The organism is Bradyrhizobium sp. BLXBL-01, from assembly GCF_051853025.1.
Taxonomy (GTDB): domain Bacteria; phylum Pseudomonadota; class Alphaproteobacteria; order Rhizobiales; family Xanthobacteraceae; genus Bradyrhizobium.
Genome location: NZ_CP182471.1, coordinates 7096099 through 7115468, shown reverse-complemented (window position 1 = coordinate 7115468; position 19370 = coordinate 7096099). Strand labels below are relative to the sequence as shown.

At 60.4% G+C, this 19370-nt stretch carries 18 protein-coding genes and 1 tRNA gene; 11 read left to right on the top strand and 8 right to left on the bottom strand.

Annotation, left to right across the window (positions count from 1 at the left end; all coding sequences use genetic code 11):
• Window positions 1–35: 35 nt before the first annotated feature.
• The 3 genes from ACNJYA_RS32945 to ACNJYA_RS32935 are packed head-to-tail and all read left to right on the top strand — an operon-like array spanning window position 36 to window position 4260.
• The gene (locus tag ACNJYA_RS32945; RefSeq protein ID WP_439401426.1) at window positions 36–1436 is read left to right on the top strand and encodes a toll/interleukin-1 receptor domain-containing protein; all 1401 of its coding nucleotides are present in this window, start codon (window positions 36–38) and stop codon (window positions 1434–1436) included.
• Window positions 1426–2979: an argonaute/piwi family protein gene (locus tag ACNJYA_RS32940; RefSeq protein WP_439401425.1), complete on the top strand. Its 1554-nt coding sequence runs from the start codon at window positions 1426–1428 to the stop codon at window positions 2977–2979. The genes ACNJYA_RS32945 and ACNJYA_RS32940 overlap by 11 nt, the downstream gene beginning before the upstream one ends.
• A 33-nt stretch (window positions 2980–3012) precedes the next feature.
• Window positions 3013–4260, top strand: a complete 1248-nt coding sequence (locus ACNJYA_RS32935; RefSeq protein ID WP_439401424.1) for a hypothetical protein — start codon at window positions 3013–3015, stop codon at window positions 4258–4260.
• Here the strand turns inward: ACNJYA_RS32935 and ACNJYA_RS32930 are convergent.
• The gene (locus ACNJYA_RS32930) at window positions 4229–4792 is read right to left on the bottom strand and encodes a hypothetical protein (protein WP_439401423.1); all 564 of its coding nucleotides are present in this window, start codon (window positions 4790–4792) and stop codon (window positions 4229–4231) included. The genes ACNJYA_RS32935 and ACNJYA_RS32930 overlap by 32 nt on opposite strands.
• Window positions 4793–4943: 151 nt before the next feature.
• Here ACNJYA_RS32930 and ACNJYA_RS32925 point away from each other — a divergent pair, with 151 nt between their 5' ends.
• The 3 genes from ACNJYA_RS32925 to ACNJYA_RS32915 all read left to right on the top strand — a co-directional run bounded on the left by ACNJYA_RS32925 (window position 4944) and on the right by ACNJYA_RS32915 (window position 9739).
• Window positions 4944–5393 (top strand): hypothetical protein, encoded by a 450-nt coding sequence (locus ACNJYA_RS32925; RefSeq protein WP_439401422.1) that lies wholly within the window; start codon window positions 4944–4946, stop codon window positions 5391–5393.
• A 93-nt stretch (window positions 5394–5486) separates the two neighbouring features.
• A complete protein-coding gene (locus ACNJYA_RS32920) occupies window positions 5487–7088 on the top strand; it encodes a hypothetical protein (RefSeq protein WP_439401421.1) in 1602 nt (533 codons plus the stop codon).
• Window positions 7085–9739: a hypothetical protein gene (locus tag ACNJYA_RS32915; RefSeq protein ID WP_439401420.1), complete on the top strand. Its 2655-nt coding sequence runs from the start codon at window positions 7085–7087 to the stop codon at window positions 9737–9739. The genes ACNJYA_RS32920 and ACNJYA_RS32915 overlap by 4 nt, the downstream gene beginning before the upstream one ends.
• 9 nt (window positions 9740–9748) lie before the next feature.
• Here the strand turns inward: ACNJYA_RS32915 and ACNJYA_RS32910 are convergent, their stop codons facing one another.
• The 3 genes from ACNJYA_RS32910 to ACNJYA_RS32900 are packed head-to-tail and all read right to left on the bottom strand — an operon-like array spanning window position 9749 to window position 10745.
• Entirely contained in the window at window positions 9749–10039 is a 291-nt protein-coding gene (locus tag ACNJYA_RS32910) for a hypothetical protein (RefSeq protein WP_439401419.1), read from the bottom strand.
• An 11-nt stretch (window positions 10040–10050) separates the two neighbouring features.
• A complete protein-coding gene (locus ACNJYA_RS32905) occupies window positions 10051–10395 on the bottom strand; it encodes a hypothetical protein (RefSeq protein ID WP_014498070.1) in 345 nt (114 codons plus the stop codon).
• A gap of 59 nt (window positions 10396–10454) precedes the next feature.
• A complete protein-coding gene (locus ACNJYA_RS32900; RefSeq protein WP_439401418.1) occupies window positions 10455–10745 on the bottom strand; it encodes a hypothetical protein in 291 nt (96 codons plus the stop codon).
• A gap of 218 nt (window positions 10746–10963) precedes the next feature.
• Here ACNJYA_RS32900 and ACNJYA_RS32895 point away from each other — a divergent pair, with 218 nt between their 5' ends.
• Complete coding sequence (locus tag ACNJYA_RS32895; RefSeq protein ID WP_439401417.1) at window positions 10964–12130, top strand: hypothetical protein; 1167 nt, start codon at window positions 10964–10966, stop codon at window positions 12128–12130.
• 112 nt (window positions 12131–12242) lie between these two features.
• Here ACNJYA_RS32895 and ACNJYA_RS32890 read toward each other — a convergent pair.
• Window positions 12243–12318: transfer RNA gene (locus ACNJYA_RS32890), tRNA-Ile, on the bottom strand.
• Between the two features lie 333 nt (window positions 12319–12651).
• Entirely contained in the window at window positions 12652–13626 is a 975-nt protein-coding gene (locus tag ACNJYA_RS32885) for a Bug family tripartite tricarboxylate transporter substrate binding protein (protein ID WP_439401416.1), read from the bottom strand.
• 107 nt (window positions 13627–13733) lie between these two features.
• Here ACNJYA_RS32885 and ACNJYA_RS32880 point away from each other — a divergent pair, with 107 nt between their 5' ends.
• A complete protein-coding gene (locus tag ACNJYA_RS32880; RefSeq protein WP_439401415.1) occupies window positions 13734–14687 on the top strand; it encodes a TAXI family TRAP transporter solute-binding subunit in 954 nt (317 codons plus the stop codon).
• Between the two features lie 195 nt (window positions 14688–14882).
• On the opposite strand, the gene ACNJYA_RS32875 is transcribed toward ACNJYA_RS32880, so the two are convergent.
• A complete protein-coding gene (locus tag ACNJYA_RS32875; RefSeq protein WP_439401414.1) occupies window positions 14883–16097 on the bottom strand; it encodes an ABC transporter substrate-binding protein in 1215 nt (404 codons plus the stop codon).
• A 103-nt stretch (window positions 16098–16200) separates the two neighbouring features.
• Window positions 16201–17094: a helix-turn-helix transcriptional regulator gene (locus ACNJYA_RS32870; RefSeq protein ID WP_271501963.1), complete on the bottom strand. Its 894-nt coding sequence runs from the start codon at window positions 17092–17094 to the stop codon at window positions 16201–16203.
• 84 nt (window positions 17095–17178) lie between these two features.
• Here ACNJYA_RS32870 and ACNJYA_RS32865 point away from each other — a divergent pair, with 84 nt between their 5' ends.
• Genes ACNJYA_RS32865 through ACNJYA_RS32855 form a run of 3 tightly spaced genes read left to right on the top strand, consistent with a single transcriptional unit; the run spans window position 17179 to window position 19363 of the window.
• Window positions 17179–17358, top strand: coding sequence for a hypothetical protein (locus tag ACNJYA_RS32865; RefSeq protein WP_212259224.1), 180 nt, complete (start codon window positions 17179–17181; stop codon window positions 17356–17358).
• Between the two features lie 17 nt (window positions 17359–17375).
• Window positions 17376–18203, top strand: coding sequence for a substrate-binding domain-containing protein (locus tag ACNJYA_RS32860; RefSeq protein ID WP_212259223.1), 828 nt, complete (start codon window positions 17376–17378; stop codon window positions 18201–18203).
• Between the two features lie 53 nt (window positions 18204–18256).
• A complete protein-coding gene (locus tag ACNJYA_RS32855; RefSeq protein ID WP_439401413.1) occupies window positions 18257–19363 on the top strand; it encodes a molybdopterin-binding protein in 1107 nt (368 codons plus the stop codon).
• Window positions 19364–19370: the final 7 nt, after the last annotated feature.

Below are 19370 nucleotides of genomic sequence, written 5' to 3'. Positions count from 1 at the left end.
GGCATATTTATGCACGATTCGGACATTCCTCCATTATGCCCACCGTTTCACCTTCTCTGCGCAATGTGGTGTTCATCAGCAAAGCCACTCCCGGCGATGATGAGTTCGCGCTCTGGCTCGCGCCACGCCTCGAAGCTTCCGGCTATACCGTCTATGCCGACATCATTCGTCTTGAGCCGGGCGTACGCTGGCGCCAGGAGCTAACCAATACGCTACAGGCGAGAGCGGTGAAGATGCTCCTTTGCGGGAGGGATTCGACGTTGTCGCGCAACGGCGTTCAAGAAGAGATCGGAATTGCCGAGGATCTTGCCCGGGAATTGAAAGACCCAAAGTTCATCATCCCGCTGCGCCTTGAGAGGTACAAAAAGGTTTTCGGCATCGGGGAGCTTCAATTCATCGACTTCAGCAACGGCTGGGCGAGCGGATTGAACCAGCTGTTGAATGCGCTCGACAAGGAAAAAGTCCCCCGCGATAGCTCCGCCATACGCATCAGTCCGAATTGGGAGCAGTACCGGCAGCGCAACGGCGTTTTGATCAAAAATGAACCGGAGCCGCTCACGTCGAATTGGCTTCGCGTTGTCGAAATTCCAGACACAATTCGCTATTTCTCTCCAAAGGGCGCGATCGACCACGCCGCATTTTCCAAGGCATGCGGCAAGTTCCGGTTTCACGGTCAAGTTCACGAACGTGGCTTCTTCTCCTTTGCATCCCTCGACGACGTCAACGCGGAGCTTGCGCATATCGCCAGCTTTGAAATTACCCATGAGTGCGACACCCTCACATTCGTCCGTGACGGCTATCCGCAGAAAAACATTGAAGCGCGAGAATCGTCCAACTTCGTGAAATCCATCTTCCGCAAAGCATGGGAAGCGTGGGCCATCAACGCGGGGCTATTGCGGATAGAGTATTCAAAGGACGCCGCCTTCCATGTTACGAAGGATCAAGCCAGGATCGGCCAACGCATACCTTGGGGCACCCAGGGTGAAAAGCACTCCTCCATGCTGCGGAACATTGCCCGCAAGCATGTGTGGTCCTTCGGCGTCACGGCCATTCCGTCGTTTTGGCCCTACTATCACTTTAAGATGAAGTCGCGGGTGCTGTTTTCGGAGGTCTCCGGTACCGAAGCCGGTCCGGTCCTTCAGAAGAAAGGCGCCCAGCACCGGCTTCGTCGATCCGTTTGCAAGGGCTGGCGCAATAAGCAATGGCACGGGCGGCTTCGCGCCTTTCTCGAATTACTGGTTGCGGATTCTGCCTATGTTACCCTTTCCGTAGGCTCGCAAGCAGGCATCAAACTTGAGGCTGTGCCGATCTTCTTTACATCACCCGTCACAACCGACCTTCCCGATATCGCAGACGATGCGGCGGAAGAGGCCGATGAGACGACCATGACGGGGCCCATACCCGACGACGACGAGGACGATGCGAATGAAGCTTGACGAAAGATCGCTCCCCGTCCTCCATATCGACGAACCCCCGCTCGAATTCAATTACGGGCAGAAATGCGCCTACCCGAAGGACGGGCTTTTCCTTTACGGCCCGCATATGAAGCCCCCGAAAGCACCTCTCATCTCGATCGGCGTTATTGGCAGGGCAGAAGGGGTTGAACATTTCCGGACCTGGGCGGCCAAACTGAAGGGCCAGATCGACGTGCCGCCGCCGAAGAAAGGCGAGAAGAAAAACAGGCTACACCTCGCCAATTTTCCGGGCATAGAGGAAGCTTTCGGAATCTCGTTCGACGCAGCTAACATTGTTTTCTATGAGATCAATTTCGATGAGCTGGACGAATCCACACGCACGCTCAACCATCATGAAGCCGTGCGCAAGGCGGTGAGCATCTACACCGATAAGGTCACTCAGCACGACAAGAACGAAGAGCGCAAGGTCGACGTCTGGATACTAGTCCTGCCGGAGCTCGTATTCGAGCGGTGTAAGCCGAAGGCAAAACGTACTGGTTTAGCCCTCGTGAAGGGCGATTTCGGCAAGAAGCAAATCGAGCGTGCCGACCTGCCGCTCTTCGAGAAGGTTATTGACCAATCTTCGGAAGAGATCTTCGACGACATTCCTGATTTCCATCGGCAAGCCAAAGCGGCATTTCTCAAATTGAATCACACCTCGCAACTCGTGCGAGAAACGACCCTTGCGCCGGAAGCTTTCCTCAACAGCGCGGGATACCAATCTCGGCACTTGCAGGACGCGGCAACCGTCGGATGGAACTTGGCGACGGGCCTCTATTACAAGACGCAAGCTGAGCCGCCGTGGAAACTTGCCAGTGCGCGGCCGGGCGTCGCCTACATCGGCTTAATTTTTAAGATGCTCCCAAACGATCCGAACGAACACGCCTGTTGTGCGGCTCAAATGTTCCTCGCCGAGGGCGACGGCGTCGTATTTCGTGGCGCCAATGGCCCGTGGCAGACAGGCCGCAATGAATTTCACTTAAAGCCAGACGCAGCCAAGAAACTCATTGGCCAAGTGCTGGATACCTATCGAGGCAAACACGGATGCCCGCCGAAGGAGCTGTTCATCCACGGTCGAACCACCTTTAGGGATGACGAATGGAATGCGTTCGCGGGCGTTGTACCAAAAGAGACAACCCTTGTCGGGGTCCGGATAAAGACGACTTACGGGGAGAACAAACTGTTTCGAAACGGCGATTATCCAGTGCTTCGTGGCACGGCGATCGTGCTTGATGACCAAAACGCATATCTTTGGACCACGGGATATGTTCCACAACTCGACACCTACATTGGCCCCGAAACCCCGAATCCTCTCTTCATATCGATTCTGCGCTCAAGCGCCGACTTCCCCCAAATGAAGGACGTTTTGGGTGACATCATGGGACTGACCAAGATCAACTACAACGCCTGCAACTTCAATGATGGCCTGCCGGTGACGGTCAGGTTTGCCGATAAAGTTGGCGACGTGCTTTCCATGGGAAGCGCGCGAGGCGCGGAGAAGCAGCCGTTCAAGTTCTATGTCTAGTCCTGACCACCAACGCAGTTAGCGTGGCCAAACATGCTGGTAAGCAACGAAGCGAGCACGTCGGATATTCTCGCCGCCTTCTATTGGGCCGACAGCGTGATCGGGCGTGAGTTCGATGCCAAGAGCGCGCGCCAAGAGCAGGAATTTCGCCGTGACCGCATCCTTGCCCTGCATTTTCTGAATAACTTTCACCTTGAGTGGCTTTTCGCGGCCGCGCGGGAATGGCACAGAAATACGGGCGAGCTCCCCCACGATGTTGTCTTCGACCCTCTCTTCAGTTTCCTCGTCTCTGCGCACCGAGTATTCCTCCATCTTCCGCCATCGGCGCAAGACGAATTCTCAAGTAAGCTGAAGGGGCTTGTGAACGGAAAATTCGGCATCCGGCCCTTCTCCTACGAACTGACGATGGCCATGCACCTGATGGGAATGGGCTGGGATGTTGTCCTGGCGGACATCGAGAAAGTCGGCAACTTCGACTTTCTGGCCCGGAAGGATGGCTTCGAGCTGGAGATGGAGTGCAAAACAACGTCGGGCGATTCAGGCCGCCAAATCCATCGACATGAAATGAGCCGCCTTTCATCGTTGATCGAATCCGGCCTAGAGCCGCTTCTGCTCGAGGCTGGGTCGCATTTCCTAAAAGTCGTGCTTCCTTCAAAGCTCGAACCCTCGACCGCCGCACTTCAAGGTGTAGCCGATGTCGTACTTGAAGCGGCACGCGGGCGTCGGGAGGTAAAAGCTGCCCCAGCCGCGGTATCCTACTCCCATAGCCACGAGCTGGTCTGGGCCGGGCCGCAGGACGACAAGATTGTCCACCGGGCATGCGCCGATGCCATGGGCGTTTCCAATGCGCACATCTTCCTTCGAGGCCGCCCCGGGTTCTCCGTCGCAGCTGCGGCTTTTATTAGCGAGCGGCCCGACACTGTCGTCGCCACGCTAACCAAGCGCGTGAAGGAAGCCGCCGACCAATGCAGCGGAACGCGGCCAGCCCTCGTCGCCCTCAATCTCGTCGATCCGATCAGCCGTTCCGAGCTAGAGGGCATGCTGCGAACGTCTAACGGGCTTCACGCCATCGCCGCTGGGGTCTTTACGTCCGAAAAGCGTGCTCATGTCGACACGGTCGCATTCACCGTGCCGCAAAATCCAGAAGTAAGTGAGGCGGGGTACACCACGCTGAAGGGCGACGTGATGACCCTTGTGAACCCAAAGCCAAGATTCCGCTGCGACGCGATCCGGGACCTATTTTCAGTCGTCAGGCGAAGTGGGGGGCCCAAGGCAGGTTGAAGTTCTCGACGTAGTCCAGCTTTCGGGCATACTTCGTCGCCATAACGCGGAATGTTTTCTCGACCGCTTTCTCCGCAAGGAGCTTCTTGGCTGGCGTGAACGCATCACGTTCGTTCCGGGGCGGGTAGTTCCTCGTATTCTGGATGTGAATGCGATTGCGCAGCTTCCTGATCTCATCGAGGTCGTCATAAAGCTTGTCGTTTGTCGCCTCGATCAAGCCATGTTTCTTCGCGCTTGCAATGTATTTCCCGAAGTCATCGATTCCCTTCTGTTTACGGACGTAGGCGATGGAGGACGCGATAATGTTTTCGACACCTTCGCGCGTGAATGTCTTGATCCGCTGATGCAAGTCATAAAAGACGGCATCGACCAGCGAAGCAAGTGTGACCACTATGGGCTTGCAGAGGAGGGCTTGCTCCGCTTCATCGGCTTCCGAATAGCTCTTGTACAAGGCCTCCAGAATTTTCAGGTTGTGATTGATGTTGTCGCCGATTTTGAAGTCGCCGATAAACTTGCTTTCGATAACAAACATTGGCCTTTGATCCTTGTCGTGCCTCGCGGTCCCTATGCGAGATCGGCTTCAGACGAATGCGAAGAATGAAAAAAGTGCTGGATCAGGTGTTTATCGACCTCCTGGTGGAGGGCACTATAATGCTACCCTAAGGTGATTCGATCGAGCCTGCATGGACAACAACAATTTCCAGAGACCGGGTGCGCTAAGCAACGCGCACGCCGGCAACGATTTTGAGGCAGCTGCACGCGCATTTTTCGCAACGCAGGGCGTTGTTCTGTCGAAAAATTTCGCGGTACTCGTGGGCGTCGCCGAGAGGAAGAAATTGCACCGCTTCGATCTCGGCAGTGAGAACCCGCCCGTCCTTGTCGAATGCAAGTCCCACACATGGACGCAAGGCGGCAACATGCCGAGCGCCAAGATGACGGTGTGGAACGAAGCAATGTACTATTTCCACGTTGCGCCTCCCTCATACCGGAAGATCTTTTTCGTTCTCAAGCACTACCGCAAGGAACAAAGCCTTGCGGCCTATTACCTCAAAACGCACGGCCATCTCGTGCCGGCAGGCGTAGAGCTTTGGGAATATGATTTCGAATCGTCAACTGCCGAGCGTCTGCGTTAGCCTTACAACGGTCGTGAGCGAAGTGCCGCTGGCTATCGGGCTTTGCCTTGGCGCCGCCGCAAGGTACGATACGGTTCCGGGGGCGAACAGCCAATGAGTGTGCCGGTACCGGACTGGATTTCCTTCGATGCAGTCCAAACGGCAGGCCTCGACTTGCTCGGGCTTCGCGCCCCTGTCCAAGCGATCGGCAACGACTTGTTCGACGGTGTCACAACCGTGACCCCCAAGCTCAGATACATGTCCCTAGTTTCTTGGATGATCTGGCGCTACGCCCAGGCGCGGCTTCCCGAGAAGAGATCGTCGTTCGCCGAATTCGCTGCAGCGCAAGAAGCGGCCTTCGTGATGGCCAACCGAATGACCCGACGGGATGTAAATAACCTGGTCGGCGTCGAGGAGGCCGACAAGGCGCTGGACTCGGGGAAAAAGACGCTGCCTTTGAGAAAACTCACGCAGAACATCGCGCTCAACGCCTACATCGCATCCAGCCGCCAATTGAACCTCACGAGCCAAGCGGAGCATGGGCTCAACAAGCTTAGTGAGGAACGTGGGGCTGCGCTCGCAAAAGAATTCGACAAGGTACTGCACAATACCGCTTACGGCGAGCGCCTCGCGAAGAAGCCGAGCACCGATCGGATTTCGCGCGGGGAACTCGAAGAACTCGCTGAGCCCATGTCGATCGTATCGATACCACGCGGTGAGCGTGAGATCCTGATCGACGTCCTTATGCCTCGAAGTCCTACGGACGCTACAGAACGGCGACGGTTGCGGCATTATGCGCTAATGCTCTGGCTCACCGAAGCGAACCAGCGTCCTATCGAGGAGATGGACATCTTCGAGGCGGCACAACAGCCGCCTGAGGGGCTCCCGGCCTGCCTTGAATCGAGCACGGACGGTTTCCTCGCTTACGTCGTGCGGGACTGCCTCGCGGTCTGTCACGAATACGTGTTCGCGGCCGTTATGCGTGCGGTCGACGGCGTTTACGGCGCGCGCTCCGCACCCGCGTTATCCAGCGAAATCATCGCCAGTCTCAGCGCGGCCGCTCCGGAGAAAGACGAGGCGTTAGGTCATTTCCGTATCTTAGGCAAAGGCGAGACCACAGAGGGATTGTCGTTTCGCACCGTCCATGAGCGCGTGCAAAAACATTGTCGCAAGGGCCGGGTGGAGGAAGGTGGAGTAGCACGTTGGGCGGGCGGCCTATCCGAAACTGCGCTTTATAAGCACGCGCAATCGTCGGGTGATGCGGCGGTCGCCCTGTTGCCGGTTGCCTGGTGTCTGGCGTCCGCACGAGCTCCGCTGGAGGACGTGGCTGCAGCGCGCCGGAGCGCGCTCTTGGAGAGCGGGGGGTTTTTTCAAATCGGCATCAACGCGGTCATACGCCCGAAGATCGACGAGTTTCTCGAAGATGACCTCAGTTACCGAGACGTGATGGCCGAACTCGTCATGCGGACTGTCCAGCAACATCTTCGCGTCGCGTGGAAACGCTTTTCGGCACCGCGTGGGAAAGACGTCTCGGTGCTCATAGCAGACACCGAGGCATGGTCGCGCAACAATGGCTTCAATCCCGGCCGCACGGGTTCTCGCCTCCCAATGGCAATCGATTGGCTCAAGCAACTCGATCTCACCGACAAGCGCGGCTTGACGAAATCCGGAGCGCGCTTGTTGAAACGCTCCCTTGATACGCTTGTACGGCCATGATCAGCGCGCGCGAATTCTGCCAGGAGCCCGGGTATCCCATCGCCATATTCCTGACCTATGCATTCGATCCTCTCTTCTTCGAGCGCATTCCGCTCGACGACCTTGCCGTAGGCGGCTCGCGTCGCATCCTGATCCTGGGCGATGCGGGCCAGATCGGCGACGCTCTGAAACGCTGTGCCGGCCAGATATTCCATCTCGGACGAAGGTACACGCTGGCAGAGGCGAAACCTTCAAACCTTTTCCATCCGAAGCTGATCGCTCGCCTTTCACCCGAGGGCGGCAAAGTTTGGATCGGCTCCGGCAATCTTACTTATACGGGTTGGGGCGGAAACCACGAGCTTGCCACCGCATGGCGGATTGGCCCCGGTAAGGAAGACAACGGGACGTGGGTCTCTGCGATTCTGCGATCGGTCGGCACCGTGACCGGCTCGGAATCCTTCCGCTCGCAAATAGAGATCGTTCATGCGTCAGCTCCATGGCTGAACAGGCGGGAGGATGACCCGAAGCTAGGCCCCGTTCTTCTCGGCATGCCCGGCCGCCCCCTCGCGCCTCAATTGGCGCGTCGCTGGGAAGGCCGTCGCTTCACGACGCTTAAAATGTACACTGGCTCGACGGACGTCGACGGCGCATTCCTTCGGTGGGCACACGATACGCTTGGCGTAAGGAAGGCGGTGATCTGTCTAACCCCATCTTTCGCGTCGTTCAATGTAAAGCAGTTGGCAAAGCTTCCCCTGCAGATTCGGTTCGTCGAGCGTGATCCCAAGCGCCGGGTGCACGCAAAATTCTGCTGGTTCTCGGGGCCCGACGGCAATGCCGCGGTTATGGGCTCGGCGAACTGCTCTGCTGCGGCATGGCTTGCGAACCACGCGAACGGGAACATCGAACTCGTCACCGTGTATGATGCGGCGGAACGTGCCGCGTTCGCGCCGATCCTCACCGACTTCGATGGTGAAGAGCGCTTGGCCAAGGATGTTCTCACCGCCCCCGTCAAACTCGAGGAATTACCTGACAATGCAGGAGCCGGTCCAGCTTATCGCCTGACGAGCCTGAGGCTCAGGGCTTCCGGACGCACGATTGAGGCTCTCGTTGAGCCTGTCCCGGATGGCGAAGACGCGATATTGACCTTCGAATTATATCGGAAAGTGGTTCGCGTTGCGATGAAGCGGTCAGGTACGCGATACTCGGGGCGTCTTCCGGAAGAGACGTCATTGGGCCCGGAGCCCGTCTTTGCAACGATGCAGATCCAGTCAGGCTCGACGGTCGCGGTGACGCAGCCGCGCTGGATCGACAACGAGCGCGCCATTGAGAATGCCGCGCGTGGCCGCCAGGTCGATCCCAATCACCAAGTGTTCTCCGGGCGAGGCTTCGCGGGTGCAAGCGAGCAGCGCATCATGGAGGCGATCTATGCTGTCTCCACCAGTCTCCTCAACTTCGAGACGCCCGACTTGTCGATCTCGCCGTTGGAACGAAAGGGAGCCACCAAGCCGGATACCGACGCGGATGCCGAGAGCGAACCGGCCGGCTCGGTCGACCCCTCGAAGTTGACCTATCGCTTGAGCGAACAGGCCAAGAAGAGCGAAACGCATCCGCCCGGCCAGAACGACATGCACGGCGTTTCGCTCAGCGGTATCATGAAGTTTCTCTTCACTTCAGATGACGAGCCGGAAATAGATCTATCCCAAGAGAGATGGAGTGCTGACGAGCCCGAGAAATATGAGGCTAATGGCGAAACGGAAAACAATCCCGGAAAGACACCGCCGCCGCCTCCGCCCGCAACTCGGAGGAGTGATGCAGAGGCGCTTGCAACTTTGCGCAACCAAATTGACAGCTTCTTATCCGGGCTTGCTAAGCCTCGTTTTGCCGAGGCGTGTCCGCCTGCCACCCTCGCACAGGCGATCGTTTTTCCTATTCTGCTCTGCATCAAAGGAAACGAAGAAGGATGGTTTTCGGACGACGCACTCGCGTCCGTCGCGTGCCGCGTCGTTCAGATTGTATTTGTCAAGCCCTATGGCCGCGAGAAGCCAAAAGGATTGTTCCGGCAGGTGCAGGCCCGTTACGCGGCGGAGGACAAGCGGCCCGAGTTTCTCAAGGCGATCGGCGACGGTGCCTTGTATACCATCTTGCTTGCCGCGCTCGCCAAGCCAGAGGCGCAATCCGTCGGCGCGCTTATCCAGCAGGCAGATGCAATCTTCCACGTGTTAGAATGCCCTGACCTTCTCGCTGTGTCTCATCCCGATCAACGGTCCACACTGACGCAGAAACTCATCATCCGAGACGCCGGATTCGCGATAAATGAGCGCGCGGCAGCGCTGGCAAAGGCGATGAAGAAGCTTTCGATGATCATGCAGCAATGGGACCGTGTTCATCCGGGACGCGCCGGCCGAAGCACCATGCAACGAGCCGGGTCAGTGTTATGGTCGGCTCACGGATGGGAAGTGACGCCTCGGTCCCCCGCCGAGACCTACTGCAGCGGCGTCAATCTTGAGGCAGCTGGCGTGGAAAATCTCGAAATCAGGGATGCTCTCGACGAACTTTGGCGAGCGATGCAGATGGGCCGGAGTTCAACCGAGGCAGAGCGAGAGCAATCTGCTGCGAACATTGCGTCCCAAGCCTCCTTACCGGGCCAGAACGAGTCGGCTTTGCGCATCTGACGTACCTGGTCATCGCTTCATGTCGCACATGACCGTCTGGCCACTAAGCTCGAAGTCAGCGACTCCCTTGGTGGCAGTGCAGAAGTCGAACCCGACGCCGTCCTTCTCGGCGTGCCAACCGGCTTTGCCGCAGTCGGTCTCGTCGATGTTGTAGACGGTCCCCTTCCAGGTCAGGGTGTTCTTCGCGTCGTCGACCGTCAGCGGATACGTCTTCCCGCGGTCCTTGCAAACGTAGTTGAAGGTCGATGCGTGCGCCTGGTTGATGCCGAGGGCGAGAGTGATCAACAGCAGTTTCTTCATCTTGCGTCCTTTCACTTGCAGAACTCGCGGGCTTCGTCTGGGTTGGCGATCAATACCTCCCGCATCTTCTTTTTGAAGATCATGTACCAGTTCACGACCACCTCGGCAGGGGCTTCAACGGTAGCGGTTCTCAGGTACATCTTCACCTCGTCGTCCATCTTTATGCTGCCACACATCTCTGTCCGAAGTTCAGTGCGGGCTGCAAGGTACATCTGGGTCGGCGCTGTGCTCATGCCCTTCTTCCAGAGATATTCCTTGATCGCATCTGTCTCCTTGTCGAGGGTTGGCGTCTTCTCTGCCACTGCGACATTTGGAACGGCGCAACAGATCAGCGCCAGCAGGATCAACTTCTTCATCCGTTCAACATTCCCTCCAACTCAACTGCTGGCCCATGATTAAGCCTGCCAAATCCTCATTAGTCTTTCCTCCAGGGGTTTTGCCTACCCGTGCCGCCGAACTGTTTATCCCAATGCCATGCATCCGAGGCGCGGCTTTCTGCGACTGCGAGCGCATGCTTTACCTTTGCATAGATGGCTTTTTCCTCGGCCGAGAAGGACTGGTAGGTTTCCTCCCTTGCTAGATCCTTGGCCCGTGACAGATCCTCCGCATCTCGCTCCCTCTGCCTCTCTTCCTCAGTCATTTTGGAGAGGCGCTCGTTGTCGCGGGCGATCTCTCTACGTGCTCGGCCTGGATTGTTGTGACCCATCCTTCGTCTCCTGTTTGTGGTTCCACTTTTTTCAACGATTCACTGTGCTGCATCGCGCTGAGGCCAGAGCCCCTTCGCCCCCCGCACTCTGCTCCCCGTTTTAGTATCCACATCATACCGCCCCTTAGTCGCGATTTTTTATCGTCAGGGCAAGCGTCTCGGGCTTAGAGTTTTCAATCTCTCCCGTGAAGCTCTCGATAGGCAAACACACGGCAGCCATGGACACCGAATTTACCCGGAAGGAGCTGTACGACTTGGTGTGGTCTCAACCAATGAGGGCCGTGGCAGCGACTATCGGTATCTCGGACGTTGCGCTCGCTAAGCAATGCAAGAAAGCGGGTATCCCTGTGCCGACCCGGGGATATTGGGCACGCAAACAAGCCGGAAAGCCGGCCCAAATCGCGTTGCCGCCTCGCTTCCCCGGTGCTTCCGATAGGATTGGTGGACCGCCACGCAACGATTATTGGGGCGCGGATTGGCCGGAAAGATTCAAGGACGTTACGATCCCTTCTGTTCCGACCTTCGATGAGGACATGTGTTCAGTCGAAGAGCGTTCCAGAAAGTTGGTGGGGCAGGTCCGCTGCGGGCGCAAATTCGAGCCTGCACATCCGCTCGTAGCGAAGCTCCTTGCACATGATGAAGAACGACGTAAGGAATTTGCCAAGCAGCGCCACAGCTTGTACGCGCCAAAATACGACGCAGGAACGGCGCGGCGGCGCCTGCTGATCATAAACGCTCTCTTTTTGACAGCCGCTCGCATCGAGTGCCGACCTTTGATGAATACGTCGAAATACGTAGAAGAGCCCGGCGGCAAGAGAGATCTATGGATCACGATTGGCAAAGCCCACGTCTGCTTTACCATCGAGCCCATCAAATCGAAGAAAGGAGGCCAGAGCGAGCGCTTATGTCTAGTTTTCGGCAGAGAGCGTGATCGCTCGAACACCGATAAATCCTGGGAAGATCGGGAAGGAAGCCAACTCGAAAATCAACTGACCGAGATCTTGGTGCAGATGCTGCTCAGTGCGGAGGCGTCTTACCGCAACGGTCTCGCCCGACATAGAGAATGGATCATTGAGCGAAAAGCTGAAGCCGAAGCTGAAATCAAGCGGCGGCTGGACGAGGCCGAGCGCAAGGCACGCGAGCTTCAGCAGAAGTCGGAAAGGCAACGGATCGGACGTTTGCTTTCTCAGGCGAAGGCGCTCGACCGCGCCAATCAGATTCGAACCTATGTGGAATCGGCACGATTGCGGGTCGCTGAAACAGCAACGGGACAATCGGAATTCGAGAAATGGGCGAACTGGGCGCAACGGGAAGCGGATCGCATTGACCCAGTGAAGAACGGCACAATCGCAGCAGCCATCGAAGAGCATTTAGACAGAAGCTGACGTCGTGTGCCGTGAGCGCGATAGTCTCTTCATGGTTGGCCCGAAAGTATCCACCCGGTCCACCAAGCGGTCCACGCTATTTTTCGCCATAAGCATAAGTGATTGATACCATTGGTGGGCCCGGCAGGACTCGAACCTGCAACCAGACCGTTATGAGCGGCCGGCTCTAACCATTGAGCTACAGGCCCCGCCGCGAGGCGACCGCGGCTAAGCGCGGCCGGCAACGGTGCGCGGTTCGTTTACAGGGATGGAGGCGGGGGTGCAATGCTGGCTCTGGTGGATGGGAACGCCGGCACGGCATCATGGATCATTTTCGAATAACCGAAATTGGCGATGATGCCTGTATAACCCTGTTTTGCCCGACGAAGCAAACCGCCCTTTCGGAGGTTTTTTCGAGGTGGCCGGTAACCCATTGAAATCACTGGCCTCGCCTACTGTGCATGGGGTTGTTTTCGCAACTTTGTTCGAGAGGGCCTGTTGGCCCCCTCGAACGTGGTGCGGCCGCGCTCGGCGGGGGCCGCCTAGTCCACCGAGACGCCGGCGAACTCGACCACCTTGCGCCACTTCTCGGTCTCATCCGCGACCAGCTTGCCGAACTCGGCCGATGTCATCGGCTTGGGCAGGCCGCCGACCTCAGTGAGGCGCGCCACAAGCTTCGGATCCTTCAGCGCTTCGCCGACCGCCTTGTTGAGGATCTCGATCACCTCGCCCGGCGTGCCCTTCGGCGCGGAGATGCCATAGAAGCCGACCGATTCGAAGCCGGGCACGGTCTCGGCGATCGCGGGCACGTCGGGCACGCTCGGCCAGCGCTGCGGCGAGGTCACGCCGAGCGCGCGGACGTTGCCGCCCTTCACCTGCTCCATGGCGGAGGGTAGGTTGTCGAAGATCAGCTGCACCTTGTTGGAGATGATGTCGGGGAAGGCGATCGCCGAGCCGCGGTAGGGCACGTGCACCATGTCGCACTTCGTCATCACCTTGAACAGCTCGGCCGACATGTGCACCGAGGTGCCGTTGCCGGAGGAGGCATAGGAGATCTTGCCGGGGTTGGCCTTGCAATAGTCGATGAACTCCTGAACCGACTTCGGCGGAAACGCGTTGGAGACGACCAGCATGTTGGTGAGCTGCATGATGCTGGCGACTGGGGTGGTGTCGCGCAAAAAGTCGAACGGCAGCTTCTTGTAGAGCGAGGTCGAGATCGCGTTGTTGGGCGCGACGAACAGCAGCGTGTAGCCGTCCGCCGGCGAATTGATCGCAGCCGCGGCGGCGATGTTGCCGCCCGAGCCGGTGCGGTTCTCGACGATGAATTGCTGGCCGAGCCGGTCCGACAGCCATTGCGCCATGATCCGCGCCACGATGTCGACCGGGCCGCCGGCGGCAAAGCCGATCAGCCAGTGCACGGGACGGTCGGGATAGCCGGCGGCTGCGGGAGGGGTGGCGCTGAAAAGACTCAAGAGGACTGCGAGCCCGAAAACACCGCACCGCAAGATTCGCAACATGACATCTCCCATTGTTCTATTGTCTTTGCGCGGCATGCTTTCACAGAATCAGATCGCTGCCTACATCGCCGCAAGTCGGTGTTGACGCAGGTCCGTCAGGGATGCCCATGAGATTCGCGATGATCCTTCTCGGTGCGGCGCTTCTCGCCAGCCCCGCCGCCGCCCAAACCGGAGGCACGGCCATTCCGACCACGACGATCAGCTTGGGTACGGCGACGCCCGGCGGCGGCTTCCCGCTCTATGGCAACGCCTTCGCGGAGGTGATGAATGCGGCCGATCCGCATCTCACCATCGCCCCCCGCAACACCAAGGGCAGCAACGAGAACATCCCGCTGCTGGAGAAGGGCGAGCTCGATCTCGCGCTGGTCGCGGGCGAGCCGGCCTATGAAGCCTTCGCCGGCATCGGCCGCGCGCCTGTGCGCCTGAAGATCCTCACCGCGATCTATTCCAACCCCGGCATGTTCGTGGTGCGCGCCGACAGCCCCTACACGACGATTCGCGATCTCGTCGGTCAGCCCGTCGCGTTCGGCGCCAAGGGCTCCGGCCTGCCGATCCTGGCGCGCTATGTGCTCGATGGTCTCGGGCTGAAGCAGGACGAGGACTTCAAGGCTGTTTATCTCGACCGCGCCGGCGACGGCCCCGCGATGGTCGAGGACGGCCGCGTCGCCGCGCTCTGGGGCGCCGGCATCGGCTGGCCCGGCTTTGCCGCGGTCGCCGCGAGCGCGCGCTTCATTGCGCCGAATGCTGACGAGATCGCGCGCATCCGCGCCAAGCATCCGTTCCTGAAGCCGCTGACGGTGCCGGCGGGCTCCTATCCGAAGCAGACCGAGCCGATCGCCTCGCTCGGCTCCTGGAGCTTCATCCTCACGCGCGAGGATCTGCCCGACGACGTCGCCTACCGCCTCGCCAAGACGCTGCACGGCAATGAGGCGACGTTCTGCAAGAAGCTCGCCCAGGCCTGCGAGACCACGGCTGCAAACACGATCGCGGCCGCGCCGAAGGCAGAGCTGATCCATCCTGGCGTGATGAAGTATTTTCGCGAGATCGGGGTGGTGAAGTAGCGAACTTTCGACGACGCGCTTTCTCCCTTCTCCCCTTGTGGGAGAAGGTGGCGCGAACCGCCGGATGAGGGGTTCTCTCCGCTCGTGAAGTTGTTCGTGAGGATAGATACCCCTCACCCGGCTTCGCTTCGCGAATCCACCCTCTCCCACAAGGGGAGAGGGTGCACCGTCATCGCGGCTTCATATTAGCCAAACCTATTTCTTCACCATCGCACACGCCGGGTCGGGCGGCCCAAACGCCTTGTCGCCGGAGATGGTCGTGAGGATCTTGTAATAGTCCCACGGATATTTGCTCTCCTCCGGCGTCTTCACCTGCACCAGCCAGAGATCGTGCACCATCAGATTGTCCTCGCGAAGCTTGCCGTTGCGGGCGAAGAAATCCTCGATCGGCTTCTCGCGCATCTTGGCGGCCACCTTCAGCGGATCGTCGGTGCCGGTCTCCTTGATGGCGTTGAGATAGTGCATCACGCTGGAATAGACGCCGGCCTGCCACATCGTCGGCATCCTGTTCATCTTGGCGAAATAGCGCTTCGACCATTCGCGCGTCTTGTCGTCCATGTCCCAGTAGAACGAGGTGGTCAGCAGCAGGCCTTGCGCCGCCTGCAGTCCGAGGCCGTGGATGTCGGTGATCAGCGCCAGCAGCGCCGCCATCTGCTGGCCGCCCTTGAACACGCCGAACTCGGCGCCGGTCTTGATCTCGTTCATGTTGTTGGGGGGACCGGCGGCAATGCCGATGATCTTGGCCTTGGAGGCCTGCGCCTGCAGCACGAAGGAGGAGAGATCGGGCGTTGCCAGCGGCGGCCGCACCGAGCCCAGCACCTTGCCGCCATTGGCGGTGACGACGGCGGAAGCGTCGCGCTCCAGCGAATGGCCGAAGGCGTAGTCGTCGGTGATGAAGAACCAGCTGTCGCCGCCGCGCTTGACCACGGCGTCCGCAGTGCCGACTGCGAGCGCGCGGGTGTCGAACACCCATTGGATGGCGTAAGGCGAGCAGAACTTGCCGTGGAAATCCGCGGTCCCGGTGGAGTGGGTGATGAACAGCCGCTTCTTCTCGTTGGCGACGTTCTGCACCGCGAGGCCAACCGCGGAGACCGGCACGTCGACGATCAGATCGACCTGGTCGACGTCGTACCAGCGCCGCGCGATCGTGCCGCCGATGTCGGCCTTGAGCTGGTGGTCGCCGATCACGATGCTGATCGGCTTGCCGAGCACCTTGCCGCCGAAATCGTCGATCGCCATCTGCGCCGCGGTCACCGAGCCCTGGCCGGTCGGCGCCGAGGCCGGGCCGTTCATGTCGGTGAGAACGCCGATCTTGACGACGTCGTCGGAAACCTGCGCCCTGGCCGCGCCCGGCAGCAGCGCTGCCGCAAGTGCGGCCGCGACGGGCAGTCCAAATCTCGTTGGATACACGTTTCTCCTCCCCTGATCCGGCGCGTTGGCCGGTGTTGCTTGTTCCGGGTATGGCCCGGCTGAATTGGTTTCTTTTGCAACTAATAGGGGGCAGGCGTCAATGTCAGGCTGCGAAGCGGATCAGTCCTGCGGGCGAGGGATCGTAACCGGTCAGCTCTTCCGCGCGCTGGCGCAGCCGCCGCTCGTTCATGAAGCGGAGCAGGGCCTGCATGGCAGGGCGGAAATAGCTGCGCTGCCGCATCGCAAGATCGAAATTCTCCCAGACCAGCGGCACGAAATCGAGGCCGGCCGAGCGCGCCGCGGCGCGCGTCGCGATGCCGCAATCGGCCTGGCCGGCGCGAACCAGCTCGGCAAGATCCGGGCCGGTCAAAGCCGGCGTCTCGATGCGGCGCAGGTCCCGCATCGAGGCGCCCGCACGCTTCAGCAGCACGTCGAGCAGCATCTGCGCGCCCGTGCCCTGTTGCCGCGTGGCCATCCGGGCGCCGGCTGCGAGCACGTCGGTCAGGCTGTGCAGGTGCTGGGGATTGCCGTGTGGCAGCACGAGGCCTTCTTCGCGGCGCACGAACGCCACCAGCACCGCATCATGCAGGTCCGGCGTGGTCCGCAGCGCTTCCATACTGGCATCGCCGGCGAGATTGTCGGAGGCATCCAGGGCGTGGAAGTGCACAGCCGCGGCCATCACCTCGTTGCGCTGCAAGCGCTCGAGCCCGCGCGCGCTGCCCTCGCTCATCGATCCGAGCCCGGAGCCGGATTCGCGCAGGCTCCAATCCAAGAGTTCGTCCTGGCTGCCGCCGACGACCGGCGGCGGCTCGGCGATCAACATGCCGGCCGGACGCGCGAGGCCCGACAGGACCCAGAGATCGAGCTCGTGCCGTGGGAAGAGCCATTTCCCCGTCACCTTGCTGCAGGGGATCGCACCGGTGGTGACGAGTTCGTAGAGCTTGCGTTCGCCGAGCCGAAGGTAGTCGGCGGCTTCGCTGGTGGTCAGGAATTCCATCCTGCATTCCTATGCAAATTCTTGCTTCTTTTTGACGTCCGACGCAGGTGGAATTCTGCATTTCAGATTTTTGTCGCGGGAACCATGCCCGATCATCTCGCTGCTTTGCAACACATCCGCACGCGCGATTTTCGCTTTGGTGAACGATCCCAAGCGATCGTTCGCGCGCTACGTCTCGATGAAATTGCCGAAATTTCCCGACTGGCAGCGCAAAAACGCGTCACGAGTGCGGCGCAATCGATCATCATCATGATCGCGTCATAACCTGAGGGAACCCGCTCATGGGCCGCCTGTCCGTTGCACTTGCGCTCCTCTGCGGCCTTGCCGCAGGCATTGCGGCGTCATCCGCGGAGGAGCGCAGAATCGTCCTCGCTTCGACGACGGCGACGCAGGAGTCCGGGCTGCTCGACTATCTGCTGCCGATCTTCCGCGACAGGACCGGCATTGACGTCACCGTGATCGCGCGGCGCGCCGACGAGGTGCTCGATGGCGCGCGGCGGGGCGAGGTCGACGTCGTGTTGATGCACGCGCGGCCACAGGAGGAGAAGTTCGTTGCCGACGGCTTTGGCGTGAAGCGCTACGACGTGATGTACAGCGACTATGTGCTGATCGGGCCGAAGAGCGATCCCGCGGGCGTGAAGGGCAAGGACATCGCGACGGCGCTGAAGGCGATCGAAGCCAAGGGCGCGCCGTTCGTGACGCGCGGCGATCGCTCGGGCACCCACGCCGCGGAGCTCGCGCTTTGGATCGTGGCCGGCATCGATATCGCCGGCGCCAAGGGCGCCTGGTATCGCGAGGCCGGGCCCGGCATGGCCGCGGCGCTCGAGGCCGCGCGCGCCGCCAATGCTTACGAGCTGGCGGATCGCGGCAGCTGGATCGCCTTCAGGGATCGCGGCGATCTCGACATCGTCGTCGAAGGCGACCGGCGGCTGCTCAACCAATATGGCGTGATGCTGGTGAACCCTGCGAAGTTCCCGAACGTGAAGAAGGACCTCGCGCAGACTTTCGTCGACTGGCTGACGTCGCCGGAGGGGCAGACGGCGATCGCCGGCTACAAGGTCGACGCGCAGCAACTGTTTTTCCCCAATTCGGACAGGTCGGGCGGCTGAAGCCGGCATCGCCGGCGGTTGCCAAACCGGACGATGCATGGTCCTCATGGCGCATGACCCAGCGCCTGCCGCCCTCGCTCACGCCGCTCGACACCGCGCTCGCCGCGCTGTTGCGGGGCGTTGATCCCGTTGCGCCGGTGGAGGTGCCGCTGGCGGAGGCGATCGGCTGCATCGCGGCTGGCGATCCGCTGCTCGCCGCCCATCCTTCGCGCGACATTGCGGCCGTAGACGGTTGGGCGCTATCGGCCAACGATCTCGTCGGCGCGTCCGCTTATTCGCCCGTGCCGCTGACAACGGCCCCTGCATGGGTCGAGGCCGGTGACGCGATGCCGGCGGGATGCGACTGCGTGCTCGATGCCGACGCCGTGGAGATGTCGGGGCCGCTTGCCCAGGTGCTCGCAGAGGGGGCGCCGGGGCAGGGTGTCAGGCGCGCCGGCAGCGACATTGCCGCGCGCATGGCCGTGGGGGCTGCAGGCCATCCCGTCGGTGCGGCGGACCTGCTGCTCGCGCGCGTGGCGGGCGTGGAGAAACTCGCCGTCAGGCGGCCGCGGCTGCGCATCGTCAATGTGCCGAGTGGAACGGTCACGGCGCAGATGATTGCCGGGATCGCGCACACAGCGGGACTGGATGTGGAAACGCGTCAAGCGCGTGCGCGCGATGAAGCGTCGATCGCCGATGCGCTCGATGCGTCGTCTTGCGACGTTCTGCTGACCATCGGCGGTAGCGGCGTCGGCCGCCAGGACGCTGCCATCGCGGCCCTCGCCCGGCGCGGCGAGGTGATGGCGCACGGCCTTGCGCTGCAACCGGGACGCACGGCGGCGGTCGGACGGCTGGGACGGGTTCCCGTCATTGCCTTGCCCGGCTCACCCGATCATGCGCTTGCAGTCTGGCTTGCACTCGTGCTGCCGCTCGTCGAGCGTTTGTCGGCGCATCGGCCGCGCCGAAAAGTGTCGCTGCCGCTTGCGCGAAAAATCGCCTCCAGCGTCGGCCTGACGGAGATCGCTTTGCTGGCCGAGGAACATCGTGCCTGGATGCCGCTTGCCGTAGGCGAATGGCCGCTCCAGGCGGTCGCCCGTGCGGACGCATGGCTGCTGATTTCCGCCAGCGACGAGGGATTTGCGGCGGGTGCGTCGATCGATGCCGATCTGATGCCGGCGTGATATGGGT

Bases quoted from the DNA above. Each gene is read 5' to 3' on its own strand.
- ACNJYA_RS32945 (WP_439401426.1), top strand. From the start codon at position 36: ATGCCCACCGTTTCACCTTCTCTGCGCAATGTGGTGTTCATCAGCAAA.
- ACNJYA_RS32940 (WP_439401425.1), top strand. From the start codon at position 1,426: ATGAAGCTTGACGAAAGATCGCTCCCCGTCCTCCATATCGACGAACCC.
- ACNJYA_RS32935 (WP_439401424.1), top strand. From the start codon at position 3,013: ATGCTGGTAAGCAACGAAGCGAGCACGTCGGATATTCTCGCCGCCTTC.
- ACNJYA_RS32930 (WP_439401423.1), bottom strand. From the start codon at position 4,792: ATGTTTGTTATCGAAAGCAAGTTTATCGGCGACTTCAAAATCGGCGAC.
- ACNJYA_RS32925 (WP_439401422.1), top strand. From the start codon at position 4,944: ATGGACAACAACAATTTCCAGAGACCGGGTGCGCTAAGCAACGCGCAC.
- ACNJYA_RS32920 (WP_439401421.1), top strand. From the start codon at position 5,487: ATGAGTGTGCCGGTACCGGACTGGATTTCCTTCGATGCAGTCCAAACG.
- ACNJYA_RS32915 (WP_439401420.1), top strand. From the start codon at position 7,085: ATGATCAGCGCGCGCGAATTCTGCCAGGAGCCCGGGTATCCCATCGCC.
- ACNJYA_RS32910 (WP_439401419.1), bottom strand. From the start codon at position 10,039: ATGAAGAAACTGCTGTTGATCACTCTCGCCCTCGGCATCAACCAGGCG.
- ACNJYA_RS32905 (WP_014498070.1), bottom strand. From the start codon at position 10,395: ATGAAGAAGTTGATCCTGCTGGCGCTGATCTGTTGCGCCGTTCCAAAT.
- ACNJYA_RS32900 (WP_439401418.1), bottom strand. From the start codon at position 10,745: ATGGGTCACAACAATCCAGGCCGAGCACGTAGAGAGATCGCCCGCGAC.
- ACNJYA_RS32895 (WP_439401417.1), top strand. From the start codon at position 10,964: ATGGACACCGAATTTACCCGGAAGGAGCTGTACGACTTGGTGTGGTCT.
- ACNJYA_RS32885 (WP_439401416.1), bottom strand. From the start codon at position 13,626: ATGTTGCGAATCTTGCGGTGCGGTGTTTTCGGGCTCGCAGTCCTCTTG.
- ACNJYA_RS32880 (WP_439401415.1), top strand. From the start codon at position 13,734: ATGAGATTCGCGATGATCCTTCTCGGTGCGGCGCTTCTCGCCAGCCCC.
- ACNJYA_RS32870 (WP_271501963.1), bottom strand. From the start codon at position 17,094: ATGGAATTCCTGACCACCAGCGAAGCCGCCGACTACCTTCGGCTCGGC.
- ACNJYA_RS32865 (WP_212259224.1), top strand. From the start codon at position 17,179: ATGCCCGATCATCTCGCTGCTTTGCAACACATCCGCACGCGCGATTTT.
- ACNJYA_RS32860 (WP_212259223.1), top strand. From the start codon at position 17,376: ATGGGCCGCCTGTCCGTTGCACTTGCGCTCCTCTGCGGCCTTGCCGCA.
- ACNJYA_RS32855 (WP_439401413.1), top strand. From the start codon at position 18,257: ATGACCCAGCGCCTGCCGCCCTCGCTCACGCCGCTCGACACCGCGCTC.